Below are 18,525 nucleotides of genomic sequence, written 5' to 3' on the forward strand. Positions count from 1 at the left end.
CGAGCGATGAGTTGAAGGGATAACGTTTGAGTGGAAAGGCAACCGTCGAGGTCTACAGTTGCTTGAGTGCGACGAGGCCGCGGTGGATTTGCACGGCGCGTTGCAGCACGGCATCAACCGGGAGCGGCTTGGGCTTGTCGGCGGTCTCGGAAGCACTTGCGGATTTAACGGCTTCTGCTGGGGCGGGAGTCTCGACGCCGGTTTCGTGCTCGTGGATCAAAGTGGCTTCGTCGAAACGCGATTTGTTGACGTTTTCGAGGACGAGCTTCGCGGGCGAAGTGTCGGCGACCAAGGCGTCGAAGGCGCGTTTGTCGGCCTCGGCAGTAGTGGTTACGATGATGTCGGTTTTGTAGTCGGCCGAGGCGCGTCCGATCGTGATGCAGCCGGGAATCGTGACGCTGAGTTCGTTGCGGGCGGCGCCGGAGGTTTCTGGCGAGAGGAGGACCAGCACGATGCGTTTCGGATGGGTGCGAAACCCTTTCACGCCGGACAACGTGGCCGCTGCGGTCTTGGTGCTGGCGTAGCGGAGATCGAGAACGACCGAGCCCGTTTCCAAGGCTTTGGCGAACGTCGCACTATCGGCGGCACCGGCGCGCAGGTAATCGAGGCCGGGCGATAATTCCACGGCTCGCGCGGAAACGACGAGCGCGAGAGCAAAAACGAGGAAGTAGCCGAGGCGTTTCATCGACGATTGAGTTGTTTCGCGCCGATGTCGCGCCGGTAAACTTTGCTGGTGCATTCGATCTGTTCGCAAGCGGCGTAGGCGGCGTCGGCTGCGGCGCGCAACGTCGGGGCGACTGCGGTGACTCCGAGGACGCGTCCACCGGCGGTGACGACTTCACCGGCGGCGTTTTTGGCGGTGCCGGCGTGGATGATCTGGACGTTGTCGGCCAGCTTGGCGGGGAAACGAATCACGTCACCCTTGGCGTAGGCGTCAGGATAACCCTTGGCGGCGATCACCACGCAGATGGCGTGCTCGGGTTTGATGGCGAAGCGGATGCCGGCGAGCGTTCCCTTGGCGGCGGCCCAGAGCAGGGCGAGGACATCGGTGTCGAGACGGGGGATAACGACCTGGGTCTCGGGATCGCCGAACCGGGTGTTGTATTCGAGCACGCTCGGGCCGGTGGGGGTGAGCATGATGCCGATGAAAAGCGTGCCGCGGAAATCGATGCCTTCGTCGGCGATAGCATCGACGGAAGGTTTAACGATCTCGCGTTCGATCTGGGCGAGGAGTGCGGGGGTAACGACGTCGGCGGGAGAATAGGTGCCCATGCCGCCGGTGTTGGGGCCGGTATCCCCGTCGCCAATACGTTTGTGGTCCTGCGAAGTCGGGAGGATGATGTAATCGCGGCCGGAGGTAACGACGAGGATGGAGGTTTCTTCGCCGGTCATGCAGTCTTCGACGAGGATCTGGCTGCCGGCGGAACCGAATTTATTGCCGGCGAGCATGTCGAGCACGGCAGCCTCGGCTTCGGCGAGGGTTTGCGCGACGATCACGCCTTTGCCGGCGGCGAGACCGTCGGCTTTGATGACAATGGGCGCGCCGCGCTGGCGGACGTAGGCGAGGGCGGGTTCGATCTCGGTGAAGATGCCCGAGGCCGCGGTCGGGATGCCGTATTTGAGCAGGATCTGCTTGGTGAAAACCTTGGAGGCTTCGAGACGGGCGCCGTCGGCTTTCGGGCCGTAGGCAGGAATGCCGATTTTGTTGAGGGCATCGACGAGGCCGAGTGAAAGCGGAACCTCGGGGCCGACGATGACGAAGTCGATTTTTTCGCGTTGGGCGAGAGCGACCAGACCGTTGATGTCATCGGCTGCGACGGGGAACGTCTGAACATCAGCCGAGATGCCGGCGTTGCCGGGTGCGGCGATCACGCGCGGTTTCGCGGGCGAGGCGAGCACGGCTTTGACGAGCGTATGCTCGCGACCGCCGGCACCGACGATGAGGACGTTCTGAGGGAGTGAGGTGGGCGCAGAGGATGCGGAAGACACGACGGAAAAGGAGAACGAGTAAGCGGACGAGAACGAGAACGATTTTTTAGAGGACCTGCAGGGTCTTGCGATAGAAGGCCACGACCTCGTCGGGATCGTCGGTGAACAGGATGTATTCGATCACCCAGGCGGGCATGCGTTTCGATTGAACCATGACTTCGAGTTGTTGGCGCAGATCGGCCCAGTAGGTGGAGTTGAAAAACACGTAGGGCACGCGCGGACGGATGCCGAGCTTGAGGTTGCATAGCTCGATACCGATCTCCTCAAGCGTGCCGACGCCACCGACGTTGAAGACGCAAAAATCGGCGACCTCGAACCATTTTTGACGATAGTGGCGGGCGGTTTCCTGGAAGGTGTTGAAGAAATCCACGCCGAGTTCCGGAGGCTGGGCTTCGAGTTCAAGGAAGCACGCGCCGGTGAGCGCGCCCTTGTTGCGGGCCTGATCGGTCGCGAGGCGCATGACGCCGCCGCCGCCGCCGGTGAGCACACCGACGTTGGGTCCGATGAAGCCGGTGAGTTTATCGATGAGGCCGGAGATGCGGTCGGTGTCGGCTTTTTCGAGGCCCACGGCGGAACCGTAGAAGGCGAGGATGGTGGACTCCTGGAATACGCGGCGCAGTTCTTCGCGCACGAAGAAGCCATGGCTCTTTTTATACGTGTGGCGGTAGAGATCCTTCATCGCGACGTTGAACCAGTAAACGTCGATGCCGAGGTCATGGTAACTTTCGAGACGGCCATGGGCGTTGTTCGAAAGGAAAAAACCGTGGGTGCGCGAGGGCTGGCGGAAAATAATGCGACGTAGCTTCAACTCGGGCAGACGCGTAAGCAGTTCGATGTGTTCGAGCAGATTCGGGAAGTAGTCGATGAGCAGCGTATCGGCGCCCGCGGGCGCGGCGGCCAAGGACTCGACCATGGTGCGGTAACCACATTTCTGGAGCAGGGTGGCCTTGGTGACGGTGCGTCCCGTGGTGTTCAGCAAAAGACTGAAGTTTTCCATCGATGCGCTCTGGCCCTTCACGGTGATGCGAGTGCGGGGGCGGGCGGCGGGATTGGTCTTTGGCGGGTTCGCGTCGATGCACTCGAACAGATCGGTCGCGGTGGTCAGCAGACGCGTGCGGCGGCGGCGGAGGGATTTGAACTCGGGGTCGTCGGGCGTGTTGCCCGCGATGGCCGAAGGCGGGGCGCGAAAAATTTCCACCGACACCATGGGATTCACCACCGGCTGGGTGCCCGTGTTGTAGATTTCCAGCATGATGTTCGTGCCGAAAGTCTTGATCGGATCGAGCAGCACGGCGCTCGTGTGGATGCCGAAATTGCCTTCGCCGCGGTTGAGCAAGACGTAGTGCTCTTTTAGATACATCGAGCAGCTGGTGAGGACGCCGGAGCTGGGCTCGATCGTGAGCAGGTGGGTGTCGTGGCGCACCTGGACCTTGTCGAGGTAGTTGCGGCCGGCTTCGCCGCTGGTGAGGCGCTCGAAGTCATTCTGTTTCAGGCGCGGGTTGAGCGTGTAGCGGACGTGGTGCGGCGTCAGGAAAACGCGGCCGAGGCGGTCGATGCTGATCGTGTTGGGCAGCTTGAGACGGTTGGTCTGCACGGCCTCCCAGATTTCGGCAGTTGAAAGCTTGGCCTTTTCGGGGGCGTAGAACAGGCGGCCGACGGGCGTGCCGGGGCGGAGGAGCTTGGCCCAGTAACCGGCATTGGGAAAACTGTCGTCGTAGAGAAAAGCCTCGGCGGTGACCACAAAGCGTCCGGCTTCGATGCTCACCGGTTTAATGGTGAACATCTCGATGCCGATGCGGGCGAGGGTGCTGCGTTCCGTGAAATTGAGCAGGGCCGTGCGGGTTTTGAAAAAGTCGAGTTCGGCCGGTGTGCGGGGCGAGAATGCCAGCTTAAGTTTTACGGTGCGGGCGTCCTTTTTCTTGATCGTGAGGATCTCGCCGTCCTGGCTCGTCCAAAATTGGTCTGAATGCATGAGGTGGATTGGGGCTGAATAAATCCGCATGGGGCGTCTGATACAAGTAACGAGTAAGAAGTTGCCAAGGGACTGCGGTGCAGGCAGGAAACTTTTCTTTTCACGGCACAAAAACCAATACGCCGTTTCTAGTCTCACCTCCAACCCATGAAACTCACCTCTACGTTCAAGGCTGCATTGCTTGCCTTCGGCACTGTTGCCGCGGTCACCGCCCAGGATACTCCCAAGGCTGTCGAGACGACCCCTGTCGCCGCTGCCGCTCCCAAATTCACCGAGCCCCAGTTGCTCGAAACCTTCGGCTGGTTCGTAGGCCGTCGCATGGGCCTGAGTGAACTCGGTTTCACCCCCGAGCAGACCGCCGCCATCATCAAGGGCATCCAGTCGTCGGCCACGGGCGCCGAAGCTCCTTACAAGATCGATGAAATCGGGCCCGAGCTCGATAAATTCATGCAGGCCAAACAGGCCGACTACACCGCCAAGCAGCGCACCAAGAGCGATGCCGCCAGCGCGAAGTTCTTCGCCGACATCAAGGAAAAGAAGGGCATCAAGTCCCTGACGGTTGATACCGCCAGCGGCCCGGCCACGCTTTATTACGAAATCCTCAAGGAAGGTTCCGGCGAATATCCGAAGGCCTCCAACGTCGTGAAAGTTCACTACACCGGCACGCTGGTGGACGGCACGGTGTTTGACAGCTCTGTCGAGCGCGGCGAACCCATCGAGTTCCCTCTCGGCGGCGTGATCAAGGGTTGGACCGAGGGCGTGCAGAAGATCAACAAGGGTGGTAAGATCAAACTCTACATCCCTTACCAGCTCGCCTATGGCGAAGAGGGTCGTCCTCCGACCATTCCTCCGGCCTCCACGCTGGTGTTCGAAGTCGAGCTCCTTGATTTCAAGGATGCTCCTTCCGCTCCGGCCGAGGCTGCTCCCGCCGCCGAGGCTCCGGCTTCGACCAACGGCATGTAATTGGCCAAACGCGGCGGCAACGCCGTGCCTTTGCTGAAGATCAGCCCTCCGCCGAAAGGCGGAGGGCTTTTTGTTACGCTCCTGTCACGCCGGCGAATCGGCTCGCTCACGCCGGCCGCTCCGTTTCGATCCTGATTTTTCATGAACATTGCGCTCGTCACCGAAACGTTTCCGCCGGAAGTGAACGGCGTCGCCATGACGCTCAGCCGTCTGGTGGGCGGGATGCGCGCGCGCGGACACACCGTCGACGTGGTGCGGCCCCGGCAGAAAGTAGAGGTCGCCGCCGGCGTCACGGACGCGGGTGAACTCGACTATGTGGTGCCCGGCGTGCCGATCCCGTTTTACAGCGCCTTGCGCATGGGACTGCCGGTAACCGGACAGTTGAAAAAACGCTGGCGTGAGCGTCGGCCCGACGTCGTCCATGTCGCGACCGAAGGACCGCTGGGCTTGGCGGCGTTGCGCGCGGCGCATCTGCTCAAGCTGCCGGTGACGTCGAGCTTCCATACGAATTTTCACCAATACGGCGGGCATTACGGCCTCACGCTGGGGCGCGATTTGGCGCTGCGCTATCTGCGATGGTTTCACAATCGCACGCGGTGCACGATGGTGCCGGCGTCCGACCTCCGCGCGCAATTGGCAAGCGATGGATTCGAGCGCCTCGTGGTGCTGGCGCGTGGTGTCGATGCGAAGTTGTTTTCGCCCGCGAAGCGCAACGATGCGCTGCGTGCGGAGTGGGGCGCTGCGGCGGACGACCCCGTGATGATTTATGTGGGTCGCATCGCGGCGGAGAAAAATCTCTCCCTCGCGGTGGAGGCGTTTCTGGCCCTGCAGGCAAAGTTACCGCGTGCGAAGTTCGTTCTGGTGGGCGACGGGCCGGAAAAGGCGTCGCTGGCAAAACAGTATCCACAATTCCACTATGCCGGCATGCGCCGGGGCGAGGAATTGGCGGCGCACTACGCGTCGGCCGATGTGTTTGCCTTTGCCAGCGTGACGGAGACGTTTGGCAACGTGGTCACCGAGGCGATGGCCAGCGGATTGGTGGTGCTGGCTTATGATTACGCAGCGACGCGCGAGCATGTGCGTGATGGCATTAACGGCTTCGCTGCGGCGTTTGCGAAACGTGAGGCGTTTCTCGCCGGCATGGATTTATTGCTGGCACGGCGGGGCGACTGGCCGCCGATTCGACTGGCGGCGCGAAAGACGGCGGAGGATATCACGTGGGATGCGATTTTCGATGTTTTTGAGCGCGAATTGGGCGCGGCGGCGACTCGCAGTTTGTAATATATTACAAACGCGCCGCTGGCATTTTTAAGGGCCCGCGCTATGGTCTGAGTGTGGTCACGGGACCACGTGATAGCTGACGGGTTAGTTCGCTGACAGGCTAGTTGAACAGGTCAGTGTCAGAGCCAGTGAAAGGTCAGTCCGATAGCTGGTCAGATGTCAGTCAGTGCAAGGTTAGGTAGTAGTCCAAAAGCTTAAAACTCAGTAGACTCCGCCACAACCCAGACGAAGATAAGCGCCATTGCCGCGCGAGCGGGTGCGACCCGCACTATGATGAGCCTCCCCGGACCATTCGAGGAGGCTCAACTGTTTTTGGGGTTCAGCCGGATGCGGGAAAAACGAATGCGCGCCCCGCTTTCTCACCACGGCTGGCGGAGGAGATTTTAGCGGGCCTGCCTTCAGCGCGCCTGCGCGGAATAACGGCGCAGATCGAGCGTATGCCGGCCTTCGGGTGGGAAATCGACTTTCTGGATGAGTCGGGGTTGGCCCAACGTGTGCGGCCAGGTTTCCCAACGCTCGGTGAAACGTTCGATGGCGTCGGCGGGTTTGGCGGGGCGCGATGTGTAGGGAACGCTGCGCGGGTTCCACACGTGCCAGCGCGCGGCGGCTGTCACGGCGAATGTGGATTTATCGATCCACTCGATGAGTAACGGCGCATGCACGGGAATGTGAGGATGGAGCGCGGGGTTGAGGAAGAACGCGCGATAACGCACGCCACCGGCCGCGGACGGCGTGCCTTCGAGCGGGCGGAGTTCGCAGGGGAGTCCGTTGACGAGGAGGAAACCGGTTTCGAGAATCGCGACGTCGCTCACGCTGACCTCGATGCGGTCCATACTGGCGTCGACACAACGCGAAGTGCCGCCGCCGCCGTTGGGCTGTTCGCCGAGGAGCGGCCAGGCTTCGAGCGCTTGACGGAAGGTGATCGTGTGAGTGACCGGCTTTTTCTTGGATTTGGCGGGGGCCGGCGCAGTGAAGGTGAATTCGCCGAGTTTGGGGAAGCGGAATTCCCAGAGAGGGCGGAGCCACTCGGTTTCAAACGGGATGCCGTGTTCGCGGAGATCGGCGCAGATCGCGGACAAGTCCTGCCACACGAAGGCGGGCAGGAAGAATTTGTCGTGGAGCTCGCCATTCCAACGAATGAACGGGGCTTTGTAAGGATCGGCCGCGAGACGGGCAAAAATGGCGCGAATGAACAACGCGACGACCGACATCGCGGGGCGGTCGGGATGCGTCTCGAAGGCGCGCAACTCGACGAGGCCGGCGCGGCCGTTGCCGGCGAAAGGATTCCAGAGCTTGTCCACGCTGATCTCGGCGCGGTGGGTGTTGCCCGAGCGATCCATGAGCAGGTCGCGGAAGAGCAGGTCGAAGAGCGCGAAGTTGTGCGGCGAGCCGAATTGCTCGGCGCCTGCGCAGGCGATTTCCAGTTCGTAGAGCGCTTCGAACGTGGATTCGTCGATACGCGGAGCTTGCGAGCTCGGGCCCATGTATTGGCCGGTGAAGGCGTAGCTGAGTCCGGGGTGATGCTGAAAATAACGGATGGCCGACGGCAGCAACGCCGGGAAGGCGAAGAAGGGCGAAGCAAAGCCGAGCGGGCCGCCGAACACGAGGTGGGCGCCGCCACCGGTGCCGGTTTCGCGTCCGTTGAGCTGGAGTTTGCGCGCGGTCATGCCGATCGCGGTGGCGGCGGTGTAAACGTGATCGAGCTGGCGATCGTAGGCCGCCCAGTTTTCGCAGATGGCGAGGTTGATCTCGATCACGCCGGGGTCGGAGGCGAAGCCGATGGTGGGCAGGCGCGGATCAAGCGGCGGAGCGTAGCCGGCTAGGACGGCGTCCTTGAGCTTGGCGGCGGTGAACACGCTTTCGATCGCGGAGATGAGTTCTAGGTAAGCCTCGAGGGAAAGCGGCGGGATGAAGATGGTGAGGGCGCCGGATTTGACCTCGACGGTGAGGGCGCGGCGGAGGTTTTTCTCGCCGAGGCTGGCGAGGGGGAGACGGAGGCCTATCAGGCTGTCGCCGGGGAAGAGCGCGGCGGAGTCCTGTTTGAGAACGGAAGTCCAGTCGTCGGTGATCCAGGTCGAGCCATCGTGGTCGAGAGGAAGGACGTAGCCGGCGTTGGCATCGGGATTGGCCGTGTCGTGTGAGGGCAGAATGCCGGCGGTGGAGACGGAAAGTTTTTTCGCGAGACGGTTGATGATGTCCGCGGCGTGTTTGTTGGTGTGGCGGCCCTCCTTGGTGTCACCACGCAGGCGGGTGATGTCTTTCCAGAGCGGCTGGCCGTCGGCACGCCATTGCACTAGCAGCGCCCAACGGGGCAGGGGTTCGCCGGGGTAATGTTTGCCGGACGTCTCGAGGATCATCGCGCCGGGATAGGCGGTTTCAATGAGCTGGCGGGCAAAGCGCCGGGCGTAATCGAGCTTGGTGGGGCCGAGGGCGGCGGTGTTCCACTCGGGCCCCTGCGGGTCGTGCGGAATGAAGGTGGGTTCGCCACCCATCGTGAACAGCATGCCGGTTTTGGCGAAGGACGCTTCGACCGCGTCACCGCATGCGAGGATGGATGACCAGGTGCCGGCGGAATAGGGGGCGGGGGCGCTCATGTGATTTTCTCGACGATGATGCTATGGGCTAATTTGGAGGGAACGGGGTCCGGTGAATAGTAGGAGCCTTGAATGGGATTTACGCTTTCGGCAATGGCGGCGTGGGCCACGGGGATAAACGAATCGTCGCAGAACATGCCATTGGTCGGGTCGAGGCCCTTCCAGCCGGCGCCGGGCAGGTAAACCTCGGCCCAGGCATGCATCGCGCCATAGGCCGCGGAATCAGGCGACGGATCGTAAAGGTAACCACTGACAAACCGCGCGGCGAGCCCGAGCGTGCGGCACAGTTCCACGAAGAGCACGGCGTAGTCGCGGCAGGAGCCGGTGCCGAGGGCGAGGGTCGTAGTTGAAGGCTGGATACCTTTTTCGTAGCGACGGTTGTAGGTGAGCGTCTGGTGGACGAGGGTGTTGAGGGCGACGAGGAACGGCAGGGTTTCCTTGGGGCGGTCGACGAAGTGTTCATCGAGCCAGTTGCGCAGGATGGCCTGGGTTTCGTCGAAGGGCGGTGTGATGTAGGGTGTGAGGTTGAACTTGTGCAGCGCCTCGTATTCGAACGGGAAAGTGAAGGCGTAGGGCTTGAGAATGAAGTCGAACGGATTGGTATCCAGCGTCTCGACCTCGAATTCGGCGCGGATGCTCAGCGTGGCGGAACGCTCCCAAAAATGGGCCCAGGCGAGGAGGTTGTCGTAATAGTCGCGGGTCCAGACGATCTTGGAGTCGGGCGAGATATTGAAGTGAAAGTGGTTTACCCGCAGCAGGGCGCTGTCACGCGGCCGCATATAAATAAGGTGGGGCGAGTAAGAGACTTCGCGGTCGTATTCATAGCGGGTGAGGTGGGAGACTTTGAGCTTCATTCAGGATGGAAAGGGGAGGGTGCGGGAAGGTTTAGCAAGTAGCGGGCCGCAGCACGGTTTTCGCATGAGTTGGGCGAGCAGAGCAGCAAAGCGGGTGGAGTTAAGTCTTTTTCGGGTTTGGCAATGAAGCCCGCCGGCCCTTGCGTGTGTATCTGCGCAATGCAATCCAGCGACGTTAATCTCTATTTGGTAGGCTTCATGGGCACGGGCAAGACCACCATCGGTCGCATCGTGGCCCACCGGCTGGGCTTTGCCCTGCTCGACAGCGACCACGAGATCGAGCGCAAGCAGGGGAAATCCATCCCGCAGATCTTCGCAACCGACGGGGAAGCGGCATTTCGAGCGATGGAAAAAGAATTCGTGGACGGTGGTCATCAGCGCAAACGCACCGTCGTGGCCTGCGGCGGCGGACTGGTCGTGCAGCCCGGAAACTTGGAGGTGTTGCGCGAATCGGGCGTGGTGATCTGCCTTCATGCTTCTTTGGACACGATTTTACGCCGGACGCAGGGCAATCGCAACCGGCCGTTGCTCGATGTGGACGACCCAATGGAGCGCATCCGCACGCTCTACGCGATTCGTGAACCGATCTACAATCAAGCGGGCACCGTGATACTGACCGACGGGCGTCCGATGCTCGATATCGTGCAGCATGTGTTGCGTGCCTACCGCCGTGAAGCGTCGGAATTTGCGCGTTCGGCGGCGGCGAAGGCGAAGCATGGCCGTTGATCGCGAGGTGGTGCGGGCGCGGTTGCAGGCGCTCGGGTTCGACGAAGTGCGGTTTGCCCGCGTGGAGCCGGGCTTCGGCCCGAAGCTGAGCGCGTGGATCGATGCCGGTTATCATGCCGATATGAATTGGATGGAGCGCACGGTGCCGAAACGCAGCGATCCGTCGCTGGTGCTGCCGGGTGCGCGCTCGGTGATCATTCTCGGGGTGAATTATCTGCCGCCCGGCATGAACGGGACCGACGGATTAAACCGCGCAAAAGAAGGCCGTCCGGCCTGGGCGCGGTATGCACTGTATTCAGATTACCACGACACAATAAAAGAGGCGCTGGTCGGCGCGGGTCGGCTGCTGGAAGAGCTGGGTGGCCCCCGGGTGACGGCGGCGGATTATCGTTACTACGTCGACACGGGACCGGTGATCGAGCGCGGCTGGGCGGCGAAGTCGGGCCTCGGATTCATCGGTAAGAACGCGATGCTCATCTCGCGCACGCACGGCAACTGGCTGTTTCTTGCCGCGGTCCTGACCACGTTGGAGTTCGCTCCCGACGAACCGGTTCGCAAGGATTCGGCCGGTCGCGAGACGGAGCCGGGTTTGTTGTGCGGCAAGTGCACGCGCTGCATGGATGCGTGCCCGACCCAGGCATTGCCTCGGCCGGGCGTGCTGGATGCGCGACGATGCGTGTCGTATCAGACCATCGAAAACAAAGGGATCATTCCGCGTGAATTACGCGCAGGCATCGGTAATCGTATCTACGGCTGCGACACCTGCCTGGAGGTGTGTCCGTGGAACCGGTTTGCCCAAGCGGGGCGGCAGGTGCTGCTGGCGGCGCGCTACGGCATCGGCGACCTGCCGTTGCGTGAAGTGTTGTCGCTGACGCCGGAGCGGTTTGCCGCGGTCTTCAAGGGAACCGCGATCAAACGCGTCAAAATCTCCGGCTTGCTCCGCAATGCCTGCATCGTGGCTGCCAACACCGACGCGCAGGAATGCCTCGATGTGCTCGTCACGCTCACCGGGCATGTCTCACCGGTTGTGCGGGCGCATGCCGTTTGGGCGGTGCGCAAACTGGGCGGGGAGGGGAGGCTGGCCGAGGCGCGAGGCGTCGAGCAGGATGCGGCAGTGCTCGCCGAATACCAAGCTTTGGACGTTTAACCGGTGGCGAACACCTTATCGATCATAGTCACGAACGCGGCGGGAGGGCGCACCGGTTTGCCGGCGCGGTCGATGAAGGCGTGGAGCGAGGTCGCAGTGGCGATTTTTTCAGCACCACGAAAAAGTTCATATTCCATGCGGATGCGCAGGGAGGGTTTTTCGCGGAGGAAAGTCACGATGGTAACCTCGTCATCGTATTTGGCGGGGCGCAAGTAACGCAGGCTGACCTCCAGCACGGGCAAGAAGAATCCTTCGGCCTCCAGTTCGCGGTAGGGCAGGCCGTGTTCCTTGAGCAGGTGGGTCCGGCCGATTTCCAACCAAGGCAGGTAACTCCCGTGGTAAACGACTCTCATCATGTCGGTTTCAGCGTAGCGAACGGAGACGGAGGCGCGGGACGTGATCATCGGCTTGTAAAATCTGCGTGACCACAGCGCAGAAGGGGAGGCGTAACAAGTTTCTTTGCGTTCGGCTTGCCGAATGCTCAACCGAGAGGCGGGCTTTGTCCTATTGAATGATTAGCAGTAACGAGCTTTGAGGGCGTTCTGACTAATTATCTGTGCGGATAAGGCCTGTTTGTAGAATTTTTGTTTTACTTTGGAAAAGCCGGACCATTCCTTCACCGGCTGACTTTGACCACTTTAACCTGACCAACCTGTGAGCCACCAACACTCGCGAAAAACATTCTTCGCCAAGTTGCTGGGCCTTTTCGCCGTCGCTGGCGTGGCCCCTAAACTCCTTGCGAGACCGTCTGCATCGCCTGCCGATGCCCCGGTTTCAAAGACGGCGCCTTTCAAGGTGAGCCAGGACTCCCGCACCGTGGCGCGCTCCGCCGACACGGTCTAACCCGAGCAATTTCTTCCGCTTAGCGAAGATTCTTTCGGCATATGTCCAAACTCTTTCCCAAATCGGCCAACAAGCTCCCGCTGCAGATCATCCTTCTGGTGTTCGTGCTCGGTGGCATCGTGACGGCTGGAACGACCTACTACGCGACCAACAAGTATATCAATGTTGGTTACGCTCCGGTGCAGCCCGTGCCGTTCAGCCATGCGCTGCACGCCGGTCAGCTCGGCATCGACTGCCGCTATTGCCACGTTGGCGTGGACAAGAGCGCGACCTCGTCGATCCCCGCCGCGCAGACGTGCATGAACTGTCATAATCAGGTCAAGACCGACAGCCCGCTGCTGCAGGTCGTGCGTGACAGCTACGCCTCCGGCGATCCGGTGCCTTGGGTGAAGATCCACCAGGCCCCCGATTACGTTTACTTCAACCACTCCGTGCACATCACTCGCGGCATCTCCTGCGTGGAGTGCCATGGCAAGATCAACGAAATGGATGTCGTTCACCAGGCCAAGCCCCTCTCGATGGGCTTCTGCTTGGAGTGCCACCGTGCCCCTGAAAAATTTATCCGTGATCCTAAACTCGTCACCAATCTCGACTGGAAGCACCCCGAGGGTGCCGAAGGCCAACTCCGTGACGGCAAGAAGTTCGTTCACGATTGGAACATCAAACCTCCGCAAAGCTGCTCCGGCTGCCATCGCTGATACATACCACCGATGAAACGCAAATTTGACCATCCCGCCCCGTCCGAACGCGAGCTGACCGGCCCGAAATACTGGCGCAGCCTCGACGAACTCGCCGAGACTCCCGGCTTCAAGGCCCAGGCCGAACGCGAATTCCCCGCGGACGCCTCGAACTTGAACGGCGTTGACCGCCGCCAGTTCTTCAAGCTCATGGCCGCTTCCTTCGCCCTTGGTGGCGTGGGCCTCGCCGCCGGCTGCCGCCGCCCCGAGAAGCATATCCTCCCTTACGGCAAGTCCGTCGAGGAAGTGATCCCGGGTCTGCCGCTCTACTTTGCCTCGTCGATGCCGACGCGCAAGGGAGCCGTCCCGATCCTGGCCGAGACCCATCAGGGCCGTCCGACCAAGATCGAGGGTAATCCGACCTACGCCGCCTTCGGTGGCGCCACCAACGCGTTCGTGCAGGCCTCGGTGCTCGACCTCTATGATCCGGATCGCTCCACGGTTTCGACCGTGAAGGGTGCGGGCGTCAGCCAGGCCGCTGTGCAGGATCTTCTCGCGAAGATCGGCACCAACGCTGCAGCCGATGCCGGTGCGAGCCTTGCTTTCCTGGCCGGTCAGTCCGGTTCGCCGACGCGCGCCGCTCTGGTCGCCGGTCTGCGCAAGAAGTTTCCCAAGGCCATCTGGGCCGAATACGAAGCCGCTCAGGATGAGGTTTCCGCTTCCGCCGCCCAGGCCGCCTTCGGCCAGAGCGTCAAGCCGATCTACCAGCTCGCCAAGGCCAAGCGCATCGTTTCGATCGACGCTGATTTCTTCCACGCCGAGTCCAACTCGCTCTACTACACCCGCGAGTTCACCAAGGGTCGCAAGGTCGTCAAAAAAGACGATGCGATGAACCGTCTTTATTCGATCGAGAGCGGTTTCTCGCTCGTTGGTTCGATGGCTGATCACCGCCTGCGTCTCGCGAGCAGCCACATGCTGGCCTTCGCCGCCGCACTGGCCGGCAAGGTGAGCGGTGACTCGACGTTTGATGCCCTTTCACAGGGTCTCAATTTCAAGGATCAGGACAAATGGCTCGATGCCTGCGCCGCCGACCTCCGCGCCCACAAGGGTGAGAGTGTCATCATCGCCGGCAGCCATCTGCCTCCGCAGGTTCACGCCATCGCCTATGCGTTGAACGTAGTCCTCGGCAACGTGGGTAAGACGGTCGACTTCGTCGCGATCCCCGCTGGCAACACCGCGACCATCTCCACGCTCGCCTCCGCCATGAAAGCCGGCTCCGTCAAGACGCTGGTCATCCTCGGCGGCAATCCCGTCTATGATGCGCCCGCCGATCTCGGTTTTGCCGAGTTGATCAAGAGCGTGCCCGATGTTGTTCGCTACGGCTACTACGTTGACGAGACCTCGGTCGTCTCCGGCACGCATATCCACGCCGCTCATTATCTCGAGTCGTGGGGCGACGCCCGCACGGCCGATGGCACCATCGTGCCGGTTCAGCCGATGATTCAGCCCCTGTTCAACGGTCTCACTGAGATCGAAGTTCTGGCCCGCATCTCAGGCGAAAGCGTAACCGATCCTTACACACAGGTTTACAACACCATCACGACCCTCATCGGTGGTGGCAACGCCGACCATGTGTTCCGCCAGTTCCTTCACGACGGCGTGCTTCAAGGCACCGCTTACAAGAAGTCGATCGTGCGCTTCAACGCCGGTGGCCTCGCCCCGATCTTCGCCCTCGCGCCGAAGTTCACCGAGCTCTCCGCTGAAAACCTCGAAGTGCGTTTCACCTTCGACGCGAAGGTCGATGACGGCCGCTTCGCCAACAACGGCTGGCTGCAGGAGTGCCCTGATCCGATCACCAAGATCTCTTGGGACAACGCCATCCTGATCAGCCCGCGCCTCGGCAAACACCTTAAGATCGATCCGGAAGGCTCCGTCCTCCAGGTCGCTCGTAAGGAAAATGCCCACTTCAAGCAGGGCAAGGAGCAGGCCTTCATCGGTGAAGTCACCCTTAACGGTGTCACCGTCCGTGGTCCTCTGCACATCCAGCCGGGTCTTTCCAACTTCACGATCGTCCTCCCGCTCGGCTACGGTCGCACGGTTTCCGGTCGCGTGGGCAAGGGAGTCGGCCACAACTTCTACCCGCTGCGCACGACCAGCGGCATGGCCTTCGCCACCGGCGCCACGCTCAAGGTCACGTCGGAAGTCTACGCCCTCGCCAACACCCAGGAACACTGGTCGATGGAAGGTCGCGAAATCGTCCGCGAAGAAAACTTCAAGGAAGACGGCACCACCGATCTCGGTTTCGTCAACAAGTTCGGCACCGAGTCTCACGCCCCGTCCAACCTCGGCGAAGAAGACTCCATTCAGGCTCTCGCCGCGTTGTCCCCCGAGGATCGCGCCAAGCGCAAGGCGATCATCGCCGTCGAGACGCCGCGCGGTCAGTCGCTCTACGATCACCCTGATTTCAAGGGCACCCACCAGTGGGGTATGTCGATCGATCTCAACACGTGCATCGGCTGCAACGCCTGTATCATCGCGTGCCAGGCCGAGAACAACATCCCCATCGTCGGCAAGGACCAGGTCCTCCGCGGTCGTGAGATGCACTGGATCCGCCTCGATCGCTACTACTCCGATGGCAACATCGAAGGTGCGGCGTTCGGTGGCGAAGGCAACAAAGTCATCCCCGAGGATCCGCAAGTTTCCCTCCAGCCCGTGGCCTGCCAACACTGCGAACTCGCCCCGTGCGAAATCGTGTGCCCGGTCAATGCCACAGTCCATGATGACGATGGCCTCAACACGATGGCCTACAACCGTTGCATCGGCACGCGTTACTGCGCGAACAACTGCCCTTACAAGGTTCGCCGTTTCAACTTCTTCGACTGGAACAAGCGTTCCATCGACGAGCTTTACATGGGACCGCTCGGCCAGTCCGGCATGCCCGAACTCGTCAAGATGGTGAAGAACCCGGACGTCACCGTGCGTATGCGCGGCGTGATGGAGAAGTGCACCTATTGCGTGCAGCGTATCCAGCAGGCCAAGATCAAGCAGAAGGTGAAGGCCGGTGCCTCCAGCGACGTCGAGATTCCCGACGGCACGATCAAGACGGCCTGCCAACAGGTTTGCCCTGTCGATGGCGTCAGCTTCGGCAATATCAAGGATCCGACCAGCGCTGTCTCCAAGGCCAAGGCTCAGGAGCAGGATTACGCGCTCCTCGGTTACCTCAATGTGCGCCCCCGCACCACCTACCTCGGCAAGCTGCGCAACCCGAATCCGGCGATGCCCGATTACGCTGCGCTCCCGCTCAGCCGCACCGAATACGAAAAGAAGAACAACCCGCACTTTGGCCACGAGCCCGCCCACGGTGGCGAGTCCGGTCACGGTGAACACGCCCCGGAGGGCGAGAAGAAGGAAGGCCACTCCTCTTTCTTCAAAGGTAACAAGCTCTTCGGAGGACTCAGCTAATGGCCGCCCACGCACATTCCACCGCCGCCCAGCCGGCCATCCTTAACGAGGTCAAACCGACTCCGTTCCCCCGCGCCACTCTGGTTGAAAACAACCGGAGCTTTGGCTGGGTGACGGACAAGATCTCCGGTATCATCGAAGGCAAGACCCCCACGTGGTGGTGGGTCTGCTTCGTCCTCGCCTGCTGCGTGGCGTCCTTCACGGTCGCCGGCATCACCTACCTCGTTTCGACGGGCGTCGGTGTCTGGGGCCACGCCAACCCGGTCAACTGGGCCTGGGACATCGTGAACTTCGTGTTCTGGATCGGTATCGGTCACGCCGGCACGCTGATCTCCGCGATCTTGTGCTTGCTGCGCCAGAAGTGGCGCACCTCGATCAATCGCGCCGCCGAGGCCATGACGATTTTTGCCGTGGTTTGCGCCGGTATCTTCCCGGTGTTCCACGTCGGTCGCGTCTGGTTCGCTTGGTATCTGTTCCCGATCCCGAACAGCAACGACATCTGGCAGAACTATCGTTCGCCGCTCGAGTGGGACGTGTTCGCCGTCTCGACCTACGGAACGGTGTCCGTGCTGTTCTGGTATGTCGGTCTGCTCCCTGACTTGGCCGTCCTCCGCGACCGCTTCTTCAAAGCCGGCAACAAGGTTCGCTCGTTCTGCTACGGTTTCTTCGCCCTCGGCTGGCGCGGTTCCAACCGCCATTGGAGCAACTACGAGATGGCTTACCTGATCCTGGCCGGCGTTTCCACGCCGCTGGTGCTCTCGGTGCATACCATCGTGTCGTTCGACTTTGCCGTGTCGCTACTCCCGGGCTGGCACACCACGATCTTCCCTCCTTACTTCGTGGCCGGCGCTATTTTCTCCGGCTTCGGCATGGTGCTCACGCTGATGCTCCCGCTGCGCGCCATTTATGGTCTGCAGGACCTGATCACGCAGTATCACATCGACTGTATGTGTAAGATCGTTTTGGCGACGGGCACTATCGTGGGTTACGCCTACGGCATGGAGTTCTTCATCGCTTGGTATGGTGCGAACCCGAACGAAGGCTTCGCTTTCATCAACCGTGCCTTCGGCCACTACGCTTGGGCCTACTGGATCATGATCAGCTGCAACGTCATCACGCCGCAGTTCTTCTGGTTCAAGAAAGTCCGCGAGAACACCTCGTTCGTCTGGATTCTTTCGATCTTCGTCAACGTCGGCATGTGGTTCGAGCGCTTCGTGATCATCGTCACGTCGCTGGCTCGCGACTTCCTCCCGTCCTCGTGGGGTTACTACAGCCCCTCGATCGTCGAAATCTTCACCTTCTTCGGCACCTTCGGCGTATTCAGCGTGTTGTTCCTCCTGTTCATCCGCTTCCTGCCCGTGATGCCTATGGCCGAAATCAAATCCGTCATGCCGCAGGCCGACGTCCATGGTCACGACGACCACGGGACCGACGCCCTCGCCAAGGCCCACCACTAAGTTCCAGCCGACGACCTACTGACCATGTCTGCAAAATCTTACGGCCTGATCGCCACCTTCGAGACCACTCCTTCCGTTTACCACGCGGCGGAGCAGGTGCGCGATGCCGGCTACAAAAACTGGGACTGCATCACGCCGTTCCCTGTCCACGGACTCGACAAGGCCATGGGCCTTGGACGTTCCAAAGTTCCTCGTTTCTCGCTGTGCGGCGGCATCCTCGGTTTCACCACCGGTATGTCCCTGATCATCTACACGAGCTACTTCAACTATCCGTTGATTGTGGGCGGCAAGCCCTACTTCAGCCCGTTGTTCGCCTTCCCGGTGTCCTACGAGCTCACCATTCTTTTCACCGCGTTCGCGACCATCGGCGGCATGTTGTTCCTCAACGGCCTCCCGATGCATTACCACCCGGTGCTTAAGAGCGACAAAATCCTCTCCGGCATGGACGACAAATTTCACATCGTGATCGAGTCCAGCGACCCCAAATTTAACCTCGCCCAGACCAAGGCCCTGCTCGAGAAGGCCGGCGGCAAAGACATCCAGGAGCTGGAAGCCTAAGC

14 protein-coding genes are annotated in these 18,525 nt (G+C 61.2%); 8 read left to right on the forward strand and 6 right to left on the reverse strand.

Features of this window, described 5'->3' with window-relative positions:
- Nucleotides 1–52: 52 nt before the first annotated feature.
- Genes FPL22_RS17110 through FPL22_RS17120 form a run of 3 tightly spaced genes read right to left on the reverse strand, consistent with a single transcriptional unit; the run spans nucleotide 53 to nucleotide 3,961 of the window.
- A complete protein-coding gene (locus FPL22_RS17110; protein WP_144354257.1) occupies nucleotides 53–685 on the reverse strand; it encodes a hypothetical protein in 633 nt (210 codons plus the stop codon).
- Entirely contained in the window at nucleotides 682–1,989 is a 1,308-nt protein-coding gene (gene purD, locus FPL22_RS17115) for a phosphoribosylamine--glycine ligase (RefSeq protein ID WP_144354258.1), read from the reverse strand. The genes FPL22_RS17110 and purD overlap by 4 nt, the downstream gene beginning before the upstream one ends.
- 46 nt (nucleotides 1,990–2,035) lie before the next feature.
- Nucleotides 2,036–3,961 (reverse strand): LOG family protein, encoded by a 1,926-nt coding sequence (locus FPL22_RS17120; protein ID WP_144354259.1) that lies wholly within the window; start codon nucleotides 3,959–3,961, stop codon nucleotides 2,036–2,038.
- Between the two features lie 147 nt (nucleotides 3,962–4,108).
- On the opposite strand from FPL22_RS17120, the gene bamJ reads away from it, so the two are divergent.
- Nucleotides 4,109–4,924, forward strand: coding sequence for a BamJ family beta-barrel-assembly machinery protein (gene bamJ / locus FPL22_RS17125; RefSeq protein WP_144354260.1), 816 nt, complete (start codon nucleotides 4,109–4,111; stop codon nucleotides 4,922–4,924).
- 141 nt (nucleotides 4,925–5,065) lie between these two features.
- A complete protein-coding gene (locus FPL22_RS17130; RefSeq protein ID WP_144354261.1) occupies nucleotides 5,066–6,205 on the forward strand; it encodes a glycosyltransferase family 4 protein in 1,140 nt (379 codons plus the stop codon).
- A gap of 398 nt (nucleotides 6,206–6,603) precedes the next feature.
- On the opposite strand, the gene FPL22_RS17135 is transcribed toward FPL22_RS17130, so the two are convergent.
- On the reverse strand, nucleotides 6,604–8,799 hold the full coding sequence (locus FPL22_RS17135) for a transglutaminase family protein (protein WP_144354262.1): 2,196 nt from the start codon (nucleotides 8,797–8,799) through the stop codon (nucleotides 6,604–6,606).
- Nucleotides 8,796–9,653 carry a transglutaminase family protein gene (locus FPL22_RS17140; protein WP_144354263.1) on the reverse strand — a complete coding sequence of 286 codons (858 nt, stop codon included), beginning with the start codon at nucleotides 9,651–9,653 and terminating at the stop codon, nucleotides 8,796–8,798. Before FPL22_RS17140 ends, FPL22_RS17135 begins: the two co-directional genes overlap by 4 nt.
- A gap of 159 nt (nucleotides 9,654–9,812) precedes the next feature.
- On the opposite strand from FPL22_RS17140, the gene FPL22_RS17145 reads away from it, so the two are divergent.
- Entirely contained in the window at nucleotides 9,813–10,379 is a 567-nt protein-coding gene (locus FPL22_RS17145; protein WP_144354264.1) for a shikimate kinase, read from the forward strand.
- Nucleotides 10,369–11,526: a tRNA epoxyqueuosine(34) reductase QueG gene (queG, locus tag FPL22_RS17150; RefSeq protein ID WP_144354265.1), complete on the forward strand. Its 1,158-nt coding sequence runs from the start codon at nucleotides 10,369–10,371 to the stop codon at nucleotides 11,524–11,526. Before FPL22_RS17145 ends, queG begins: the two co-directional genes overlap by 11 nt.
- Here the strand turns inward: queG and FPL22_RS17155 are convergent.
- Nucleotides 11,523–11,930 carry an acyl-CoA thioesterase gene (locus tag FPL22_RS17155; RefSeq protein WP_144354266.1) on the reverse strand — a complete coding sequence of 136 codons (408 nt, stop codon included), beginning with the start codon at nucleotides 11,928–11,930 and terminating at the stop codon, nucleotides 11,523–11,525. The two genes, queG and FPL22_RS17155, sit on opposite strands and share 4 nt — an antisense overlap.
- A gap of 480 nt (nucleotides 11,931–12,410) precedes the next feature.
- Between FPL22_RS17155 and FPL22_RS17160 the strand changes: the two genes are divergently transcribed.
- The 4 genes from FPL22_RS17160 to FPL22_RS17175 are packed head-to-tail and all read left to right on the forward strand — an operon-like array spanning nucleotide 12,411 to nucleotide 18,523.
- A complete protein-coding gene (locus tag FPL22_RS17160; RefSeq protein ID WP_144354267.1) occupies nucleotides 12,411–13,067 on the forward strand; it encodes a cytochrome c3 family protein in 657 nt (218 codons plus the stop codon).
- A gap of 12 nt (nucleotides 13,068–13,079) precedes the next feature.
- A complete protein-coding gene (locus tag FPL22_RS17165) occupies nucleotides 13,080–16,508 on the forward strand; it encodes a TAT-variant-translocated molybdopterin oxidoreductase (RefSeq protein ID WP_144354268.1) in 3,429 nt (1,142 codons plus the stop codon).
- Nucleotides 16,508–17,965 (forward strand): NrfD/PsrC family molybdoenzyme membrane anchor subunit, encoded by a 1,458-nt coding sequence (gene nrfD / locus FPL22_RS17170; RefSeq protein WP_144354269.1) that lies wholly within the window; start codon nucleotides 16,508–16,510, stop codon nucleotides 17,963–17,965. Before FPL22_RS17165 ends, nrfD begins: the two co-directional genes overlap by 1 nt.
- 24 nt (nucleotides 17,966–17,989) lie before the next feature.
- Complete coding sequence (locus FPL22_RS17175; protein WP_144354270.1) at nucleotides 17,990–18,523, forward strand: DUF3341 domain-containing protein; 534 nt, start codon at nucleotides 17,990–17,992, stop codon at nucleotides 18,521–18,523.
- Nucleotides 18,524–18,525 lie beyond the last annotated feature (2 nt).

Origin of the sequence: Rariglobus hedericola (genome assembly GCF_007559335.1) — a bacterium.
GTDB classification, from domain to species: Bacteria; Verrucomicrobiota; Verrucomicrobiia; order Opitutales; family Opitutaceae; genus Rariglobus; species Rariglobus hedericola.

Coding starts and splice junctions, on each gene's coding strand:
- queG (WP_144354265.1), top strand. CDS start 10,369: ATGGCCGTTGATCGCGAGGTGGTGCGGGCGCGGTTGCAGGCGCTCGGG.
- FPL22_RS17120 (WP_144354259.1), bottom strand. CDS start 3,961: ATGCATTCAGACCAATTTTGGACGAGCCAGGACGGCGAGATCCTCACG.
- FPL22_RS17145 (WP_144354264.1), top strand. CDS start 9,813: ATGCAATCCAGCGACGTTAATCTCTATTTGGTAGGCTTCATGGGCACG.
- FPL22_RS17130 (WP_144354261.1), top strand. CDS start 5,066: ATGAACATTGCGCTCGTCACCGAAACGTTTCCGCCGGAAGTGAACGGC.
- nrfD (WP_144354269.1), top strand. CDS start 16,508: ATGGCCGCCCACGCACATTCCACCGCCGCCCAGCCGGCCATCCTTAAC.
- FPL22_RS17160 (WP_144354267.1), top strand. CDS start 12,411: ATGTCCAAACTCTTTCCCAAATCGGCCAACAAGCTCCCGCTGCAGATC.
- FPL22_RS17140 (WP_144354263.1), bottom strand. CDS start 9,653: ATGAAGCTCAAAGTCTCCCACCTCACCCGCTATGAATACGACCGCGAA.
- bamJ (WP_144354260.1), top strand. CDS start 4,109: ATGAAACTCACCTCTACGTTCAAGGCTGCATTGCTTGCCTTCGGCACT.
- FPL22_RS17175 (WP_144354270.1), top strand. CDS start 17,990: ATGTCTGCAAAATCTTACGGCCTGATCGCCACCTTCGAGACCACTCCT.
- FPL22_RS17155 (WP_144354266.1), bottom strand. CDS start 11,930: ATGATCACGTCCCGCGCCTCCGTCTCCGTTCGCTACGCTGAAACCGAC.
- FPL22_RS17110 (WP_144354257.1), bottom strand. CDS start 685: ATGAAACGCCTCGGCTACTTCCTCGTTTTTGCTCTCGCGCTCGTCGTT.
- FPL22_RS17135 (WP_144354262.1), bottom strand. CDS start 8,799: ATGAGCGCCCCCGCCCCCTATTCCGCCGGCACCTGGTCATCCATCCTC.
- FPL22_RS17165 (WP_144354268.1), top strand. CDS start 13,080: ATGAAACGCAAATTTGACCATCCCGCCCCGTCCGAACGCGAGCTGACC.